Here is an 18,970-nt window from a genome sequence, read left to right as displayed (position 1 = left end):
AATTGTTTAAATTTACTTAAACGATTAAACGAATTGTCGTTTATAAAATAAATTAATTAATAACCGATAAAGTATAAAATATGAAAGTTACCATTGTAGGAGCAGGAAATGTTGGAGCTACATGTGCAGATGTTATTTCTTATAGAGGAATTGCCAGCGAAGTAGTGTTGTTGGATATTAAAGAAGGTTTTGCCGAAGGGAAAGCGTTGGATATTATGCAATGTGCTACAAATACAGGTTTTAATACCAAAGTATCCGGTGTAACCAATGATTATTCTAAAACAGCAGGAAGTGATGTAGTAGTAATTACATCAGGAATTCCAAGAAAACCGGGAATGACACGTGAAGAATTAATAGGTATTAATGCAGGAATTGTAAAAACAGTTGCTGAGAATGTATTAAAGCATTCACCAAATACTATTATAGTTGTTGTTTCGAACCCAATGGATACGATGACGTATTTAGCTTTGAAATCTACCGGATTGCCAAAAAACAGAATTATTGGTATGGGTGGTGCTTTAGATAGCTCTCGTTTCAGAACGTATTTATCTTTGGCTTTAGACAAGCCTGCAAATGATATTTCGGCAATGGTAATTGGAGGTCACGGTGATACTACTATGATTCCTTTGACGCGTTTAGCATCTTATAATGGAATTCCGGTAACAGAATTTCTTTCAGAAGAGGCATTGCAAAAGGTCGCTGCCGATACTATGGTAGGAGGAGCAACACTTACAGGTCTTTTAGGTACGTCAGCATGGTATGCTCCGGGGGCTTCTGTAGCGTATTTAGTTGATAGTATTTTGAATGATCAAAAGAAAATGATTGCCTGTTCTGTTTTTGTTGAAGGAGAATACGGACAAAATGATATATGCATTGGAGTACCTTGTATTATAGGTAAGAATGGTGTAGAAGAAATTTTGGATATTCAGTTAAATGATAATGAAAAGGCTTTATTTGCTAAAAGTGCAGATGCAGTAAGAGGCATGAATGATGCCTTAAAGTCGATTTTAGTATAAAGAATTTGGTAAAAAAAGGAAAAGGCTGCACTTTTGCAGTCTTTTTTTTGAGATTAATTAATAAATAAATTGGTTAATCTTTTCGAGAATTATATATTTGCTCGGTTTAAAAAAAATGCTGTAATTCGTGATCTGGTTTTTTAGTTTTAAAAAATGATGTCAGGGCTTATTTTATGGGACTTTAAAACAAAAACAAACAATAAAACATAATTAATTTTTAGTAATAATGCAGAATAAAGGACTTATTAAATTTTTCGCAATTCTATTTGCATTGGTAAGTATTTACCAACTTTCGTTCACTTTTGTGGCAAACAGCGTCAAAAGTGAAGCTAAAGCTTTTGCAGGAGACAATCCTGATAAAGAGCTAAAATATTTAGATTCTATTGGTAAAGTAGAGGTACTAAATCTTGGTTTTACAAATTTTACTTATGATGAAGTAAAAAACAAACAATTAAATAAAGGTCTTGACTTAGAAGGAGGAATCAACGTAATTCTTCAAATCTCTGTTAAGGATGTATTGAAAGGATTGTCTAACAATTCTAAAAATCCGGTATTTAATAAATCATTAGCTGATGCGACTGCAAATTTAGAAGGAAACAAAACCTATTTAAATAAGTTTTTTGAGGCATTTGAAGCAAACTCAAACGGAACTACAAAATTAGCTTCACCAGATATCTTTGCAAACAGAAGTTTACAAGGTGAAGGTGGAATTGATTTCCAAATGACTGATGCGCAAGCTCAAAAAGTAATTAAGAAAAAAGTTGATGAGTCTATCGAAAGTGCTTACAAAGTATTAAGAGAGCGTATTGACAAATTTGGTGTAACACAACCAAACATCCAAAAATTAGGAGAAACTGGAAGAATTTTAGTTGAACTTCCTGGTGCTAAAGATGTTGATAGAATCAAGAAATTATTAGGTGGAAAAGCTCAATTAGAGTTTTGGGAAACTTACAAAATTGAAGAAATTGGAAACTTCTTAGTTGCTACTAACGAAGCTTTGAAAAAAACTGAAGTTAAGAAAACAGAAACTAAAACAGTTGCTAAAGATTCATTGAATGCTTTATTAACTGATGCTAAAGATTCTGTTGATGTTAAAAAAGGAAACAACCCATTATTTGACAAAATGTTAGGTCAGGGTGGTGGACCAGTTTTAGCTTACTTTGCTCCAAAAGATACTGCTACTATCAATGCGTATTTCAAAAGACCAGAAATTAGAGTTTTATTGGCTGCTGACCAACACAATGCAAAATTTGTGTGGAGTAAACCAACTACTTTAAAAGATGCTAAAGGAAAAGAAATTGAAGCAGTTGAATTATATGCTTTAAAAGGAAACAGAGATAACGTACCTGCTATGAGCGGTGGTGTTGTTACTGATGCAAAAGATACTTTTGACCAATTAGGAAAACCAGCTGTTTCTATGCAAATGAACAGCCAGGGTGCTAAAGTTTGGGAAGAATTAACAGGAAGGGCTTTTGCTCAAAAAAGTTATATCGCTATTGTTTTAGATAACATTGTATATTCTGCACCTGGTGTTACTAGTGGTCCAATTGCTGGAGGAAGATCTGAAATTACAGGTTCTTTTGATGTGGCTGAAACTAAAGATTTAGCAAACGTATTGAATGCAGGTAAATTACCAGCTTCTGCAGATATTATCCAATCAACTGTTGTAGGACCATCTTTAGGTCAGGCTGCAATTGATGCTGGTACTATCTCATCTGTATTAGGATTTTTATTAGTTTGTTTATGGATGGTATTCTATTATGGTAAAGCAGGTTGGTATGCTAACCTTGCGTTATTATTAAACTTACTATTCTTGTTTGGAATTATGGCAAGTTTTGGTTTTGTATTAACATTGCCAGGTATTGCAGGTATCGTATTAACATTAGGTACTGCGGTAGATGCTAACATTATTATATTTGAAAGAGCAAAAGAAGAATTGCGTGAAGGTAAATCATTGTCTGAAGCTGTTGTTGCTTCTTACGGATGGCACGGAGCAATGCGTTCTATTATTGATGCGAACGTAACGCACGTTTTAACTGGAGCTATCTTGTTTATTTTTGGAACAGGACCAATTAAAGGTTTTGCTTTAACATTATTAATTGGTATTGTAACTTCATTGTTTACATCAATTTTTATTGCTAGAATTTTCATTGACAGAAATATTGCTGGAAAAGGTGATTTAACTTTCTCTACTAATATTACTAAAAACTGGTTTACTAATTTCCACTTTGACTTTATTAAAATCAAAAAATTCACTTATATCTTCTCTTCTATTGTAGTTGTGGTAAGTTTGATTTCTATCTTCTTCGTAAATGGATTAGATGAAGGTGTTGATTTTGTTGGAGGAAGAACTTTCCAGGTTAAATTTGAAAAACCAGTAGACGCTACAGTTATTTCAGATGAATTATCTGCTGCTTTTGGAACTCCTGTTGAAGCTAAAATTTTAGGTGATGATGATCAGTTGAAAATCACTACTAAATATAAAATTAAAGAAGACGGTGTTGCTGTTGATGAAGAAGTGAACAAAAAATTATATGATGCATTAGCGAAATATTTCCCTAATGTTACTTATGAGAAATTCACTAACACTTTTGATGGTAAAAAAGTTGGAGTTTTACAATCTTCTAAAGTTGGAGCTTCTATCTCTGAAGATATCAAAACAAACTCATACTGGGCTGTTCTTGGTGCGATGGCAGTTATTTTCTTATACTTAATGATCTCTTTCCGTAAATGGCAATATTCATTAGGTGCGATTGCAGCTGTTGCGCATGACGTAATCTTTGTATTAGGAATCTACTCTTTATGTTATAAATTCATGCCTTTCCACATGGAAATGGATCAGCACTTTATCGCTGCAATTCTTACCGTTATTGGTTACTCTATGAATGATACTGTAATTGTATTTGACAGAATTAGAGAGTTCATTATCGGAAACCGTAAAGGTACTTTTGAAGATATCGTAAATGCTTCTATTAATACTACATTATCAAGAACATTGAATACGTCATTAATGATGATCATTGTATTATTAACGATGTTTATCTTTGGTGGAGAATCAATCAGAGGGTTTATCTTTGCGATGTTAATTGGTATTGTTGTAGGTACTTATTCTTCATTATTTATTGCTACGCCAGTATTGGTTGATACAATTTCTAAAGATGATAAACATACAATTGAAGACAAACACAACGAGGCATAATTAATGGTTAGTTGCTATATAAAAAAGATCCAGTGAAAACTGGATCTTTTTTTTGTGCTCATTTTTTTAGTTTCGGTATTTAAATGTATTTGGAAAAGCGGTGGTTTAATATTATTTTGCTATTATTTGACGTGTATCGTTAATCCTTATGGATTGAATTAATTTTTCCAGTTGTTATCATGTCAGGAGTGATAAGTTGATTTTGACAGTGCTGTATTTCTTTTGAAAAATAGATTTTCTTATCTAGCCCCGATAGGAGCGATATCTCCCGATTTAGAAAAACAAGGTTCTTTAACCGTAGTTTTTATTAATCGGGAATATAGCGGATAGCGGGACTGAACGTTCTATTGAAAAAGCTAACTTTCTGCTCCTGAAAAGAAAAATTAGGAGAAGAAACTTCAATAGATCAAAGATGTTACAAGTTGTAAATGAATTTTCTATTTATTATTAAGACAAAAAAAAATCGCCCACTACTAAATGTATTGGCGATTTTGTATGTTGTAGTTATATTTTAAGACGCTGCTAAAGGATTTCTTTGTGCTCTAATGATAAAGAAAAGACCGATAATGATAAAAGGTATACTTAGCCATTGTCCGGTTGAGAAATAGCCTAATTCTTCTTCAATTCCGCCCTGGCTTTCTTTTACGAATTCGACGATGAAGCGTACAACAAATAAAAGAACTAGAAATAACCCGAATAAGAATCCTGATTTAAGTCTTGCATTTGTTTTCCAGTATAAAAAGTACAAGATGGCAAATACGAAAATGTAGCAAATTCCTTCGTATAATTGTGTTGGATGTTTTGCAGGAACCTGTGCTAATAATTCAGCGAATTTTGGATCGTGAGCAATTGCATTGTAAGCTTCTTTTGGATCGGCAATTTGAGTTGCATTAACAGCTTCACCTTTGCTGAATTTGTCGTGTAAAAAACGAATTCCGAAGGCAGAAGTTGTTTCGTGTCCGATAATTTCGGAGTTAAAAAAATTTCCTAAACGCACAAAAATTGCACCGCTGGCTACCGGAATAACTACGCGGTCTAAAATCCATAATAAAGGGCGTTTTAAGATTTTTTTGCTGTAATAGTACATTGCGATAATAATTGCAATGGCAGCACCATGACTTGCAAGACCTTGGAAACCTGTGAATTCAAATTTTGGTTCAAATCTAAAAGGTAAAAAGATTTCAAGTAAATGATTTCTAAAATACTCCCAATCGTAAAAGAAAACATGACCTAAACGTGCGCCTGCCAAAGTTGCTAAAACGGTCCAAACAAATAAAGAGTCTAATTTGTCAATTGATTCATTTTCGCGCTCGAAGATTTTTTTCATTATGTACCATCCTAAACCAAAAGCAATTACGAACATTAGGCTGTAATAGCGAATCATAAAAAATCCTAAATCGATTCCTTCTGAAGGGTTCCAAACGAGGTTTAAGGCGTGTGTCATGTAGTATTGTATTTTTTTATTGGTTGTAAAAATAAATATTTAAAGTAGAGTTCCTCTTTATAAAAAGTTAATGTTTGTGTGAACATTTCTTCTCAGGAACCGGATCGTAGCCTGTTCTTCCCCAAGGATGACAGTTCAAAATGCGTTTCATTCCTAAGTAACCACCATAAAATAATCCGTGTTTTTGCAATGCTTCAATCATGTAGCTCGAACATGTTGGTTCGAAGCGGCATGACGCTGGTGTAAAGGGCGAAATGGCGGTCTGATAAAAGCGTACTAATAAAACAAATGGAGTGATTACTTTCATGATTTATTAGAAAATGAATGATTATACAGAAAAGGTTGTACCATCTTTTCCGTCTTTCAGTTGGATACCTAAAGCAATCAATTGATCACGGATTTGGTCAGAAAGTGCGAAATTTTTATCTGCTCTGGCCTGATTTCTCATTCCGATAAGCATGTTAACAACACCTTCTAATTTATCATTGTTACTGTCGGCGGCTTTTTCATCGCTTAAACCTAAAACATCAAAAACAAAAGCATTAATAGCTGTTGCGAATGTTGCAAGGTCTTCGGCTGTGATAGTTTCTTTTCCTTCTTTTAATAAATTGATATAGCGAACGGCTTCAAATAACTGCGCAATTAAAATTGGCGTATTGAAATCGTCGTTCATCGCGTCGTAGCACAATTGTTTCCAGGAAGCGATATCAATAGAACTTGTTGCGCCGGCTGAAATAACAGGCAAGGCATCAACAGCTTCCATTAGTCGTTTGTATCCTTTTTCGGCAGCTACAATTGCGTCATCAGAAAAATCTAAAATGCTTCTGTAATGTGCCTGCAACATGAAAAATCGTGTTACTGATGCAGAGAAAGCTTTGCTTAAAATGTTGTTGTCTCCGCTTAAAATCTCTCCCGGTAAAATATTATTTCCAGTTGATTTTGCCATTTTTTTACCATTTAAAGTAAGCATATTGGCATGCATCCAGTAATTTACTGGAGACTGACCTGTACAAGCTTCGTTTTGAGCTATTTCACATTCGTGATGAGGGAATTTTAAATCCATTCCGCCACCGTGAATATCAAAGTGATTACCAAGATATTTGGTACTCATGGCAGTACATTCAAGATGCCAGCCTGGAAAACCATCACTCCAGGGTGAAGGCCATCTCATGATATGTTCTGGTTCTGCTTTTTTCCAAAGTGCAAAATCTTGCGGATTTCTTTTGTCTGACTGACCATCAAGATCACGTGTATTGGCCAACATATCTTCGATATTTCGACCGCTTAAAACTCCGTAATTGTTGGTTTCGTTATATTTTACAACATCAAAATAAACAGACCCATTGGCTTTATAACCAATTCCTGTATCAATAATTTTTTTGATGATTTCGATTTGTTCGATAATATGTCCCGTTGCAGTTGGTTCAATACTTGGCGGTAGGAAATTAAATGACTTCAGAATATCATGAAAATCTACCGTATAGCGCTGTACAACTTCCATCGGTTCTAATTGCTCCAAACGTGCTTTTTTGGCGATTTTATCTTCACCTTCATCAACATCATCTACAATGTGTCCAACGTCTGTAATATTACGCACGTAACGAACTTTATAATCAAGATGTAAAAAATACCTGAATATAACGTCAAACGACATAAAAGTTCTCACATTTCCTAAGTGTACATTGCTATAAACCGTAGGTCCGCAAACATACATTCCAACATTTCCTTCATGAATTGGGTTGAAATTTTCTTTTTCACCCGAAAGTGAATTGTATATTTTTAGAGGCTGTGTTGTATATAATGGCATTGTTTAGGTGTTTGTTGATGTTTTAGGAGCTAATCCTGCTATCCGCTATATCTTTTATGGTGAACCCCACCATAAAAGGATGTCGCTGCTATCAGGGCTAGACCATAAATATAATAGAAATATCGTATAAATTAGAACTGAGTATCCAATTTAATATAATCTAGGAACTCTCTTTTCGTTTGAGGATCTTTAAATTTTCCACCAAATTCAGACGTTACTGTGCTGCTTTCAATATCTTTAATTCCTCTTGAATTTACGCAAAGATGTTTAGCGTCAATAACGCAGGCAACGTCTTCAGTTCCTAAAGCTTTTTGTAATTCCTGAACAATTTGCATAGTAAGACGCTCCTGAACCTGAGGTCTTTTTGCATAATATTCTACAATACGGTTCATTTTAGATAAACCGATAACTCTTCCGCTGGAAATATAAGCTACGTGGGCACGACCAATAATTGGCAATAAGTGGTGTTCGCAGGTAGAATAGACAGTGATGTTTTTCTCAACTAACATTTCACCGTATTTGTAATTATTATCAAAAGTAGAAGCTTTTGGTTGTTTTGAAGGGTTTAAGCCACCAAAAATTTCCTTTACAAACATTTTTGCTACTCTGTTTGGAGTACCTTTTATGCTGTCATCTGTCAAATCCATTCCAAGAGTTTGGAGAATGTTTTCGACATCTTTTTTTATTTTTTCTATTTTTTCATCATCTGTTAAGTCAAAAGCATCCTGTCTTACAGGGTTTTTCGCGTTGCTGCTAAAATGATTGTCTCCTATTTCGTCTAAAAAATCTTCGTTATTTATCATTAAAAACTACTATTATAATGGGTATATCTTTTTAAGGCGGTAAAGATAATTAATAAAAAGGAAACCTTTTCTATCGTTTTTACTATTTAATCGATCCTTTTTAGATATAGTTTAAATTAAGACTGTTCAGGTGTTTTTTTATTTAGTGTTAATATATTTATTGATCGAAGAAATAGGAGTAAGTCATTACAAAATCAATGGAAAAATCAGCAAAGGCAAATTTCCTGGTATTCGTTTCTTCAGGCGAGAATTTTGTTGCAGATTGGTATTTTGTTATTTCTTTCTCAGGTTTAGTAAATCCGTAGTTATAGGCAGTGGCGAAAAATCTAATTTTGTCTTCTGTGGTTTTAAAATCAATGTTTTGAAATTTTAATTCAGCAACATACCAGAATGCTTTTAGATATCGAAGTTGCCATTGAAAATTTGCCAGACGCTTTATTCTTTCTTTTCTGGCTTCTATTTCATTTTTATTCGGAATTAAAATCCAATTGTATTGCTTAAAACTTTTGTTTTTAGCAATATAATCTTCTAAATCTTCTATAAAAGAAGGTTTCATCTGAAAGTAACCAGTCGAAAAATCGGATGCATTCTTTCCTTCATCCACATATAAAATTCTGTTTGAGGAGGCTTCTAGATAGTCTGAGTAAGAATCGTATCGTAACATTTCCGGAAAAGCAATGGAAAGAATTTGTACTTTTTCGCTTTTATTGAGTTCTAAATCAATATACTTTTTTTGTTTTTTTAATAGTGAGAAAGCGCGATTAATCTGTTTACGATAATATTCTACACTTTCGTTTTGAGGATTTAAAAGAGGTTTAATTCTAAGATTATCTTTTACATGCAAACTATTGTAATTAATAGTAAATGATGTAGATATCAGAAAGAGAAATACTAGTATAATTAACTTTTTCATGATAAAAAGTCTATAAATCTATAGCTAATTTACTAAGAACTAATGATATCAAGGTTTTTTTAGGATCTTATTTTTAGAAAAATACAACGCAAAAAAAAACTGTTTCAACATTTAAGTTAAAACAGATTTTGGAATAAATATTTTTTACTTTTATCTGTTATTGTAAACTAGAAGCGCTTCTTTTAAAACGTTTACAGCTTTAATTAAATCTGGTTTGTTTAAAACGTAGGCAATTCGAACCTGATTTAATCCCATTCCCGGAGTCGAATAAAAACCAGCCGCAGGTGCAACCATTACAGTTTCGCCATTAAGATCGTAGCTTTCTAAAAGCCATTGTGCGAAGTCTTCTGAATTTTCAATTGGCAATTGCGCAATACAGTAAAAAGCGCCTTTCGGTTTTGTTACAACTACACCTTCAATTTTGTTAAGTTCTGTGATTAAGGTATCACGACGACTTTTATATTCTGATATCACTTCGTCAAAATAGCTTTGTGGCGTATCTATAGCGGCTTCACAAGCAATTTGTTCAATAGTTGGCGGACTCAAACGTGCCTGAGCAAATTTCATAACAGTTGCCAAAACATCTTTATTCTTAGTAACCAGACAGCCAATTCTTGCGCCACACATACTGTAACGTTTTGAAACAGAATCGACCATAATTACGTTTTGTTGCACATCTTCAAGGTTCATTACAGAAAAATGAACGTCATCTCCATCGTATAAGAATTCACGGTAAACTTCATCAGCGATTAAATACAAATCGTGTTTTTTGATTAAACCTGCTAATTGTTTAATTTCAGATTCAGAGTATAAATAACCTGTTGGATTTCCAGGATTACAAATTAAAATGGCTTTAGTTTTTGGCGTAATCAATTTTTCAACCTCTTCAATACCTGGCAAAGCAAATGCCGTTTCGATAGTCGAAACAAGAGGGACTACTGTTGCACTTGTTGATGATGCAAATGCATGATAATTAGCATAAAAAGGCTCAGGAATAATGATTTCATCTCCCGGGTCTGTAATAGTGGCCAGTGCAAATAATAAGGCTTCAGAACCACCAGTAGTTATAATGATATCTTCTGAGTTAACATTTACGTTTTGACGTTGGTAAAATTTTGCTAATTTTTTTCTATAACTTTCATATCCGGCAGACGGACTGTATTCTATAAGAGTTAAATCAATATTTTTTACCGCCTCGATGGCCACTTCGGGTGTCTTGATATCCGGTTGACCAATGTTTAAGTGATACACTTTATGTCCTTTTTGTTTTGCAATGTCTGCATAAGGAGCAAGTTTGCGTATCGGTGATTCGGGCATGTTTCTGCCTTTGTGTGAAATTGTTGGCATGAGCTTTATTATTGAAGTGCAAATTTGCATTTTTTTTTCCAATTTAACGTAAACATTATTGGGTGTTACGAAAATGTAACAATTATCAATATTTTTATTAATTTTATCCTAAAATTTTATCAATGAAAAAATATTTCATGTTGTTTTTTGGACTTTTCTTACCTTTTTTACTTTTGGCTCAGCAAGATTTTACTATTTCGGACCACAGAACCGAGGTTTCTATACCCTTCAAGCTCATTAATAATCTTGTTTTTATACCTATAAAAGTAAATGGAATCGAATTGAATTTCTTGTTAGATTCAGGTGTCGAGGAAACTATTTTGTTTAGTATGGAAGACAAAAAGGAAGTAAGCTTTAATAATGTGGAAAAGGTAAAATTAAGAGGATTGGGAGCTGAAGAAGAAATTGAAGGGCTGAAATCTGCTAATAATGTATTGGAAACACATGGATTGGAATCGCATAATCATTTATTGTATATAATTTTAGATCAAAGCTTTAATTTGTCTTCTCATATTGGGATTCCTGTTAATGGCATTATTGGGTATCAATTTTTTAAAAATAATTTGGTTGAAGTCAATTATCAGAAGAAAAAAGTTATTATCCATAGTAACAATGTAAAAAACCAAAAAAGAATCGAGAAAAAATTTAAGACAGTTCCTATTACAATTGAAAGAGCGAAGCCTTATATTGTTGCAAATGTTGTTGTTGATAGTGTTGATATACAGGCTAAGTTACTTATTGATATTGGTAATAGTGATGCCTTTTGGATTTTTGAGAATGACAAAATTAAATTGCCAAAAAGGAATTTTGCTGATTTTTTAGGAAAAGGATTTAGCGGTGATGTTGAAGGACATAGGGCAAGAATCGCAAAATTTTCTGTTGACGAGTTCGACTTTAAAAATCCAATAGTTGCTTTTCCTGATTTAACTTCTATTAAAAATGTCAGAATGGTTCCTGGTCGTATTGGTTCTGTTGGCGGAGAAATCTTAAAACGTTTTACCGTCATTTTAGATTATCAGGATAAAAAAATGTTTCTTAAAAAAAATAGTAAATTTTCAGAACCTTTCACTTATAACAAAAGTGGAATCACTGTTCAGCATAATGGTTTGCAATGGGTTCAGGAGACAGTTCATTTGCAAACTGTCCAGGTTGCTTCATCTCCAAATGAGGTTACGGATAACCGGAAAGATGATAATTTCAGGTATAAGTTTTCATTAAAGCCGGTTTATGAAATTGTAAATATTCGTAAAAGCTCAACAGCTGAAAAATGTGGTTTAAAACCTGGAGATATTATCGTTAGTATAAATCAAAATAAACCTTATAAATATTCTTTGCAACAAATAAATGCACTTTTAAAATCAGAAGAGGATATCTGGATAACTTTGGAAGTTGAGCGGGATAGTTTGGTTCTGAAATTTAAGTTTAGATTAGAAGATGAATTATAGGAAAATGCTGCTGAAAAATATATAGAATTTTATATTAAAATAATGATTATCAATAATATTTTTTGATATTATTTGAATTTCGCTTAAATTTTGTTGTTTAAAATAAAATAGTAGTTCACTAGCGCTATAATTTTACTAAGTTTATGCCAAATTAATAGTTTATGGTTGAAAAATACTCTAATTTCTTAAAATTAAGTCTGCTTTTTGTTTTTCTTTTTTCTGTCTCTGCAACAACTTATGCACAATGCGCTGGTGAAGATAATGAAGTGACTATTTGCAACGTTTCTGACACAAGTAATCAAACATTCAATTTATTTAATTATTTGAATGGTTCACCTGTTTCTGGTGGAGAATGGACTGATGATGATGAGGCAGGAGGTTTAGATGTAGTTACAGGAATTTTAAATGCCCAGCTTATTCGCCAGAGTGGTGTTTACCATTATACATATAAGGTTGAAGGCCTTCCACTTTGTCCGGATAATACTGCAACTATTACACTTACCATTGGTGGATTTTCGGGTATAACTTCGCCAAACGTGTCCGTTTGTAGTGCTGTTGAAACATTCAATCTTTTTTCGGCTTTTAATGGTGTTGGCATGGGGCCTCATTCCAATGGTCAATGGCATAATGATACAACAAATCGAGATGTTGGTGCTGTCATTAATGTAGAAAAAATACAAGGCACATTTCAATTCACATATACAATGCCAGCTATTGGTACTTGTCCTGCTATGTCTTCAACAGCTGTAATCACAATTTTTAGATCACCTGAGCCAGGAGAGCCCGAAAATTTAATTTTATGCGGTACAGATGGTTTGGCTGGTTATACAAATTATGATTTAAATAATTTGATTACAGGGGAAGATACTGATGGAGTATGGGTTGACCTTAGTTCCACGGGAGAGTTGACATCTTCCACAGACCATTTTGTTGACCTTCAAAAAATATTTAATGCAAAAGGACAGGGAATTTACTCTTTTAGTTATAGAGTTGCCTCTACAAATCCTATTTGTTCAGACAGACAGTCCACTGTCAGAATAATTCTTGAAAGAAAACTCGATTTTAGTGGAGCTCAAGTTTACATTGATCCACCGTATTTATGTGAAAAAGATATTTCAACAGCCAGTTATTCTGTGAAAATTACAAAAGGACCAGCAGCTATTCCTAATACGACTTATTTTGTTACCTATCACGTATCCGGACCTAATGCTGCTACCGAAACTATAACGGCAAATTTTATTAATGGAGTTTTGATATTTCCTATAAGATCGAGCTACTTTCAGCAAGTTGGCGATTTTACCGTAGATATCCTCAATATTGCTGCTGAAAATAGTTTCCAGGCCTGCGCCAATATTATTAATGATTTATTTGGCAAATTAACTATTTATCCTATCCCAGATTTAACAGGAGCTAAAATTGTGCAGGCAGTAACCTGTCAAGGGACTGATGCCACGGTACAAATTTCGGATGCGGCTAAAGTAGCAGATGGGATCTATCAAATTACATATAATTTGTCAGGTGCAAATACGGTTTCAGGTCAGAGTGCTAGAGTTACCTTTAGTGGAGGTGTTGCCAATGATTTTATAATTCCCGGAATATTAAATGCTAAAAGTGGTACAAGTGAAATTCAAATTACAAGTATTGCACTGGTTGTAACACCGTGTGAAAATGCAGCAAATTTAAAAGGAAACCTTCTTATAAATCCATTGCCGAATGTATCAGGTGTAAGAATCCAAATTAACGATGTTTGCTTTGGTTCACCTGTTACAGCTTCAGTTTCAGGATTAGGAAGTTTAACGAATGTTAAATTATCTTATGTTCTGTCAGGAAGTAATATAGCAACATTACAAACAATCGATTTAAGTCCTACGGCTGGAAATGCAAATTTTGTAATTCCTGCTGATTTACTTTTAAACTTAGGATCAACAACTGCAACAGTAACCAATTTAACAAACAATAGTACAAATTGTGGTGTGAATATAAGTGGTGTTTCTGACTCTTTTTTATTAAATCCGATTCCTGTTGCACCAACAGCTATTGATCAGTCTTTTTGTAAATCAGACAGAGCTACGATTGCCAGTCTGGAACCAAAAGGAGCTCAATACAAATGGTACATTTCTGCAACTGAAACAACACCTCTTGCGGAAACTTATCTTTTAAAAGAAGAAAGTTATTGGGTAAGACAAACAATATTAAATTGTCCTTCAGATCCAACAATGATTACAGTAACCTTAAAAGATACTCCTGCGCCAGAATTGAATCAGGATGGACAAAACTTTTGTGGTACCGATCTTCCGACGATTGCAGACTTATCTAATAACACAAATATTCCCTCGTCAATCGTTTGGTATGATGCTCCTGATAATGGAAATATTCTTCCGTCAACTACTCTTTTGCGCGAGAATATTACGTATTACGGATTTGATTTTGATACAACCACTGGTTGTCTTTCTTCTGAAAGTCTTTCTGTTATTCCTGATTTAACTGATTGTAATACTGTACCTGATACCTTCTTTGTGCCAGATGGATTTTCGCCAAATGGTGACGGTATAAACGACACTTTTGTTATTCCGGACATTGATTTTTTATATCCGGATTATACACTTGAAATTTTCAACCGATACGGAAATGGAATGTATAGAAGTTATAAAAATAAACCAGGCTGGGACGGTATAAATTACGAAACGCAGGGACTTAGCCACGGTGTAGCACCTAATGGAGTTTATTTTTATATTCTCAATTTTAATAAAGGCAATAAACCTCCACAACAGGGACGTCTTTATTTAAATCGATAATTTCTTTTTTGCATTCCTAATATATTTTTCAAATGAAAAAAATAATACTCTTTATAAGTTTTCTCTTTTATATAAACACTATTTCTGCGCAACAAGATCCGGAGTACACGCATTATATGTACAATATGAGCATAGTAAATCCGGCCTATGCGACAGGTGTTCCGGCGATGATGAATTTTGGAGGTTTGTATAGAACGCAATGGGTTGGTGCGGTTGGATCTCCAAAAACTTTTACATTTTTTGGACACAGCGCTTTGACCGAAAAGGTCGAAGTTGGTCTATCCTTCATTTCTGACGATATTGGAGACGGTGCGAAAACAGAAAATAATATTTACGCCGATTTTGCTTATGTACTGAACTTAGGAGGAAAAAATAAACTTTCCTTAGGACTTAAAGCTGGCGTATCTTCAATGCAGACTAACTTTAATGGATTTCGTTTTAGTGATCCCGATGTTGATAGGGCTTTCGCCGAAAATATTAATGCAACAAAACCAAATATTGGAGTTGGAGCTTATTATTTTAGAGACAATTTGTATATAGGATTTTCAGCACCTAATTTATTGAAGACAAAATACATCGAAGAAAAATCAGGGGTAAATGCTTTTGGTGCTGAAGAAATACACATGTTTTTTACAGGAGGATATGTTTTTCAACTTAATGATAATTTAAAATTGAAACCGGCATTTATGTCACGACTTGTAAAAGGAGCTCCAGTTTCTGTTGATTTGACAGCCAATGCATTGTATAATGAGAAGTTTGAATTAGGGGTGGCCTATAGAATTGATGATTCAGTAAGTGCATTATTTAATTTTAATGTTACGCCTACTCTTAGAGTTGGTTATGCATACGATTACACGCTTTCAAATTTAGGACAGTTCAATTCCGGGACACATGAAATTATGCTGCTGTTTGATTTAGACTTATTAGGAAAAGGATATGATAAATCACCTAGATTCTTTTAAAATGAAAAATATGAAAAAACTACTTGTTATTATATTCGTATTTTCAATACAGTTTATAAACGCGCAGGATAAAGATGTGGCGAGAGCCAAACGTTTTTTTGATAAAACATTTTACAGTGAAGCCATTATTCTTTATGAAAAATTAGCTGAAGAAAAACCTTCTCAGGAAGTAATTAAAAACCTGGCCGATTCTTATTATTATACCAATGATCTAATAAAAGCACAACGTTATTACAGGCTTTTATTTCAAAAGTATGGAAAAGATTTAGATCGGGAATATTATTTCAGATATGCACAAACCTTAAAAGCGAGCAATACTTATGCAGATGCCAATGAAGTTTTAAAACAATATTATGCCTTATCTACAACTAGCAAGGATTCTGTCTATTTTAAAAATGAGCTTCATGAGCTAGAGAATGTGTCGGCAATCGGTAATCGATTTGATATAAAAAACCTCGCTATTAATACGCCAAATTCTGAGTTTGGAGCTGTAAAATATAAAGGTAATTTAGTTTTTGCCGGAGTGAAATTAAAACCTGGTTTATTTGATAAAAAGTTTAAGTGGGATAATGAAACCTATTTAAATCTGGTTACAGTTCCTTTAACTGAACTTAATGCTTCTGAACCAAATACCGGTTACTTTGCTGACGAGCTAAAAACCGGAATGCACGAGGCAAATGCAGTTTTTACTAAAGATGGTAAAACAATATATTTTACACGTAATAATTCTAAAAACGGAACTAAAAAGAAAAATGAGGAGAAGATTTCAAATCTTCAAATTTTTAAAGCTGACTTAGTGGATGGAAAATGGACAAATATTACGGCGCTACCATTTAATAGTCCAAATTATTCTGTAGAACATCCTGCACTTAGCCCTGATGAAAAAGTATTGTATTTTGCTTCTGATATGCCCGGAAGTGTTGGCTCTTTTGATATCTATTCAGTAAATATTAATAAAGGAGCGTTTGATAAACCGAAGAATTTAGGATCACTAATCAACACCGATAAAAGAGAGCAGTTCCCTTTTGTTTCAAAGGATAACAAATTGTATTTTTCTTCTGATGGACATTTAGGTTATGGATCTCTGGATGTTTTTGTTTCAGATAGTAATGGAAATGAATATGTCGAACCTGTAAATATTGGTTTGCCATTAAATTCTAATTTGGATGATTTCTCTTTTAACATTGATTCTGATACTAAAGAAGGATTTTTTGCATCAAACAGAGAAGGCGGAAAAGGAAACGATGATATATATCAATTCAAAGAAATTAAAGATTTAATTGTTGAAGATTGTAAACAGTTTATTGCCGGAACAATTACAGATGTCGATACTCAGTTAGTACTTGAAAATGCCACTGTAATGTTACAGGATGCTACTAAAAAAGTTTTAAATACAATTACGACTTCTGCCGACGGAAAATTCAGTTTTGCGGTTGCCTGCGAAAGTTCCTATACAATTGTTGCTTTTAAAGAAAAATACACCAACGAATCAAAAACGCTGGAAATTGGAAAAACCAGAAACATTACAAATGACGGTTCATTGGCATTAAAATCGTTGGATGCTATTAAATTAGAGGAACAGAAAAATGCGGAGGACAAACGAAAAGAAGAAATTCGTCAGGAAAAAGAAAAAAGGGATAAAGAAGCTCTGGCTCTTATCGCCCTAAATGAAGCAGCAAAAAAGGCTAAAGCTGACGAAATTGCAGCTGGTGAAGCGAAGAAAAAAGAAAAAGAGAATCAAATTATGACACAGGAAAAAGATGTCGTAAAAGATAAAGACCGTTTAATTATCAAAACAGATCCTATTTATTTTGATTACAATATGTGGTACATCCGTAAGGAATCTAAAGTGGTTTTAGGCAGAGTTATAGCTTTAATGAACAAATATCCCGGAATGGTCATCGAAATTGGTTCACATACAGATTCAAGAGGAAATGCGAAATTCAATGAGGAGTTATCTCAAAAAAGAGCTAATTCTACAAGAGAATTTATAATCCAGTCTGGTATCAATGCCAATAGAGTTTCAGCTAAAGGATATGGAGAATCTGTACCAATTATAAAATGTAAAACAGATGATGCCTGTTCAGAAGAAGATCACGAATTGAACAGACGAAGTGAATTTGTAATTAAGAACTTATAAAATTCATAGGAATAAAAGATAATTTAATTGAGAAGCCTTTTTTTTGGCTTCTTTTTTATTTATTTTTATAGGATAAGAATGAACTTAAAAATTAAATTATGAAAAAAACTGTGTTATTATGTTTGGTTTTGGCTTCTGTTGGATTTCAAAGTTGTAAAAATGATGAAAAGCAAAAGCAAATTGAAGCTACAAAAGCCGAAGGTGAAAAGGTTGTAAATACGGAGTGTTTTAAAGCAGTATATGAAAAGGATACGATTGACTTAAATGTAAATACATTAAAAAATGGAAAAGTATCCGGAGATATGGTAATGAAAGTTGCTAAAGCCCCGCAAAGAACCGGAGAAATAACCGGAGAATTTAAAGGAGATACGCTGTTTATTGATTACACGTTTGTAGATACCGAACATAAAGATACAAAATTCAAAAATCCGATGGCATTGTTAAAACGTGACAAACAACTTATCCTGGGTAACGGAACTATGCAGACTACAATGGGAGTCACATATTTAGTAAAAGACAAACCTATCGATTTCGAAAATGTGAAATATAAATTCTCAGCTGTTGATTGTGTTGAAAAAGCAAAATAAGTAGAGAAAATTTAAAATGAAAAAGCCGTTTCACAAATTTTATGAAACGGCTTTACTATTTTGATTAAATTATTTTTTATAAAACTTCACCTTTAATTTTTAAGGCCACACGACCATCAGGATAATTCACCGCATTGGTTTCAACTGTAATAGTTTTACGAATAGGACCAGCGGCCATATTATATTTCACGTCAATTTTTCCTTTTTTTCCTGGCTGAATTGCAGCTGCAGGTTTGGTCACAATAATAGAGCTTACCGTAGATTCGGCGCCTAAAATTAATAGCGGCGCATCTCCAGTGTTTGTAAATTCGAAAGAACGAACGGCATTATCACTCTTAGAAATTTTTCCATAATCAATTGTATTGTCCTGAGCCGAAAATTCAATTTTCGGGCCATTTTGTGCGTAACCTATTGCACTAAACAATACGATTGCAATAAAAGAGGCAACATTTTTCATTTGAAATTGTTTTAAATTGTAAGTAAATATACATTCTTTTAATTAACACACAAAT

At 33.4% G+C, this 18,970-nt stretch carries 14 protein-coding genes; 7 read left to right on the top strand and 7 right to left on the bottom strand.

Translation table 11 applies throughout. The features are described 5' to 3' along the window. Window positions 1–80 precede the first annotated feature (80 nt). Together mdh and secDF are read left to right on the top strand one after the other, a co-directional pair. Entirely contained in the window at window positions 81–1,016 is a 936-nt protein-coding gene (mdh, locus tag BUA98_RS20810) for a malate dehydrogenase (RefSeq protein WP_072975713.1), read from the top strand. Window positions 1,017–1,242: 226 nt separating this feature from the next. Beyond that, window positions 1,243–4,215, top strand: a complete 2,973-nt coding sequence (secDF, locus tag BUA98_RS20805; RefSeq protein WP_072975711.1) for a protein translocase subunit SecDF — start codon at window positions 1,243–1,245, stop codon at window positions 4,213–4,215. Between the two features lie 511 nt (window positions 4,216–4,726). Here the strand turns inward: secDF and lgt are convergent. The 6 genes from lgt to BUA98_RS20775 form a co-directional block, all read right to left on the bottom strand. Beyond that, window positions 4,727–5,659 (bottom strand): prolipoprotein diacylglyceryl transferase, encoded by a 933-nt coding sequence (gene lgt / locus BUA98_RS20800; RefSeq protein WP_072975709.1) that lies wholly within the window; start codon window positions 5,657–5,659, stop codon window positions 4,727–4,729. A 67-nt stretch (window positions 5,660–5,726) separates the two neighbouring features. Further along, window positions 5,727–5,966 (bottom strand): membrane protein insertion efficiency factor YidD, encoded by a 240-nt coding sequence (gene yidD / locus BUA98_RS20795; protein ID WP_072975707.1) that lies wholly within the window; start codon window positions 5,964–5,966, stop codon window positions 5,727–5,729. 21 nt (window positions 5,967–5,987) lie between these two features. After that, complete coding sequence (gene cysS, locus BUA98_RS20790; RefSeq protein WP_072975705.1) at window positions 5,988–7,466, bottom strand: cysteine--tRNA ligase; 1,479 nt, start codon at window positions 7,464–7,466, stop codon at window positions 5,988–5,990. A 131-nt stretch (window positions 7,467–7,597) separates the two neighbouring features. Continuing rightward, on the bottom strand, window positions 7,598–8,269 hold the full coding sequence (folE, locus tag BUA98_RS20785; protein ID WP_072975704.1) for a GTP cyclohydrolase I FolE: 672 nt from the start codon (window positions 8,267–8,269) through the stop codon (window positions 7,598–7,600). Window positions 8,270–8,426: 157 nt separating this feature from the next. Then, window positions 8,427–9,182 carry a hypothetical protein gene (locus tag BUA98_RS20780; protein WP_139257035.1) on the bottom strand — a complete coding sequence of 252 codons (756 nt, stop codon included), beginning with the start codon at window positions 9,180–9,182 and terminating at the stop codon, window positions 8,427–8,429. A gap of 150 nt (window positions 9,183–9,332) precedes the next feature. Next, the gene (locus BUA98_RS20775) at window positions 9,333–10,529 is read right to left on the bottom strand and encodes a pyridoxal phosphate-dependent aminotransferase (protein ID WP_072975700.1); all 1,197 of its coding nucleotides are present in this window, start codon (window positions 10,527–10,529) and stop codon (window positions 9,333–9,335) included. 122 nt (window positions 10,530–10,651) lie between these two features. Here BUA98_RS20775 and BUA98_RS20770 point away from each other — a divergent pair, with 122 nt between their 5' ends. The 5 genes from BUA98_RS20770 (at window position 10,652) to BUA98_RS20750 (ending at window position 18,458) form a co-directional block, all read left to right on the top strand. Further along, complete coding sequence (locus BUA98_RS20770; RefSeq protein WP_072975699.1) at window positions 10,652–11,974, top strand: PDZ domain-containing protein; 1,323 nt, start codon at window positions 10,652–10,654, stop codon at window positions 11,972–11,974. Between the two features lie 161 nt (window positions 11,975–12,135). Continuing rightward, window positions 12,136–14,769: a T9SS type B sorting domain-containing protein gene (locus BUA98_RS20765; RefSeq protein WP_072975697.1), complete on the top strand. Its 2,634-nt coding sequence runs from the start codon at window positions 12,136–12,138 to the stop codon at window positions 14,767–14,769. 32 nt (window positions 14,770–14,801) lie between these two features. Further along, entirely contained in the window at window positions 14,802–15,731 is a 930-nt protein-coding gene (locus BUA98_RS20760) for a PorP/SprF family type IX secretion system membrane protein (protein ID WP_072975695.1), read from the top strand. A 10-nt stretch (window positions 15,732–15,741) separates the two neighbouring features. Continuing rightward, window positions 15,742–17,871 carry an OmpA family protein gene (locus BUA98_RS20755; protein ID WP_072976040.1) on the top strand — a complete coding sequence of 710 codons (2,130 nt, stop codon included), beginning with the start codon at window positions 15,742–15,744 and terminating at the stop codon, window positions 17,869–17,871. A 98-nt stretch (window positions 17,872–17,969) separates the two neighbouring features. Then, complete coding sequence (locus BUA98_RS20750; RefSeq protein ID WP_072975693.1) at window positions 17,970–18,458, top strand: hypothetical protein; 489 nt, start codon at window positions 17,970–17,972, stop codon at window positions 18,456–18,458. A 76-nt stretch (window positions 18,459–18,534) separates the two neighbouring features. Here BUA98_RS20750 and BUA98_RS20745 read toward each other — a convergent pair whose 3' ends face one another. Then, a complete protein-coding gene (locus BUA98_RS20745; RefSeq protein WP_072975691.1) occupies window positions 18,535–18,915 on the bottom strand; it encodes a DUF1573 domain-containing protein in 381 nt (126 codons plus the stop codon). Between the last annotated feature and the right edge of the window lie 55 nt (window positions 18,916–18,970).

Source organism: Flavobacterium saccharophilum (assembly GCF_900142735.1).
Lineage (GTDB): Bacteria > Bacteroidota > Bacteroidia > Flavobacteriales > Flavobacteriaceae > Flavobacterium > Flavobacterium saccharophilum.
The sequence above is the reverse complement of the archived record's forward strand: the minus strand, read 5'-3'. Positions and strand labels throughout refer to the sequence as shown.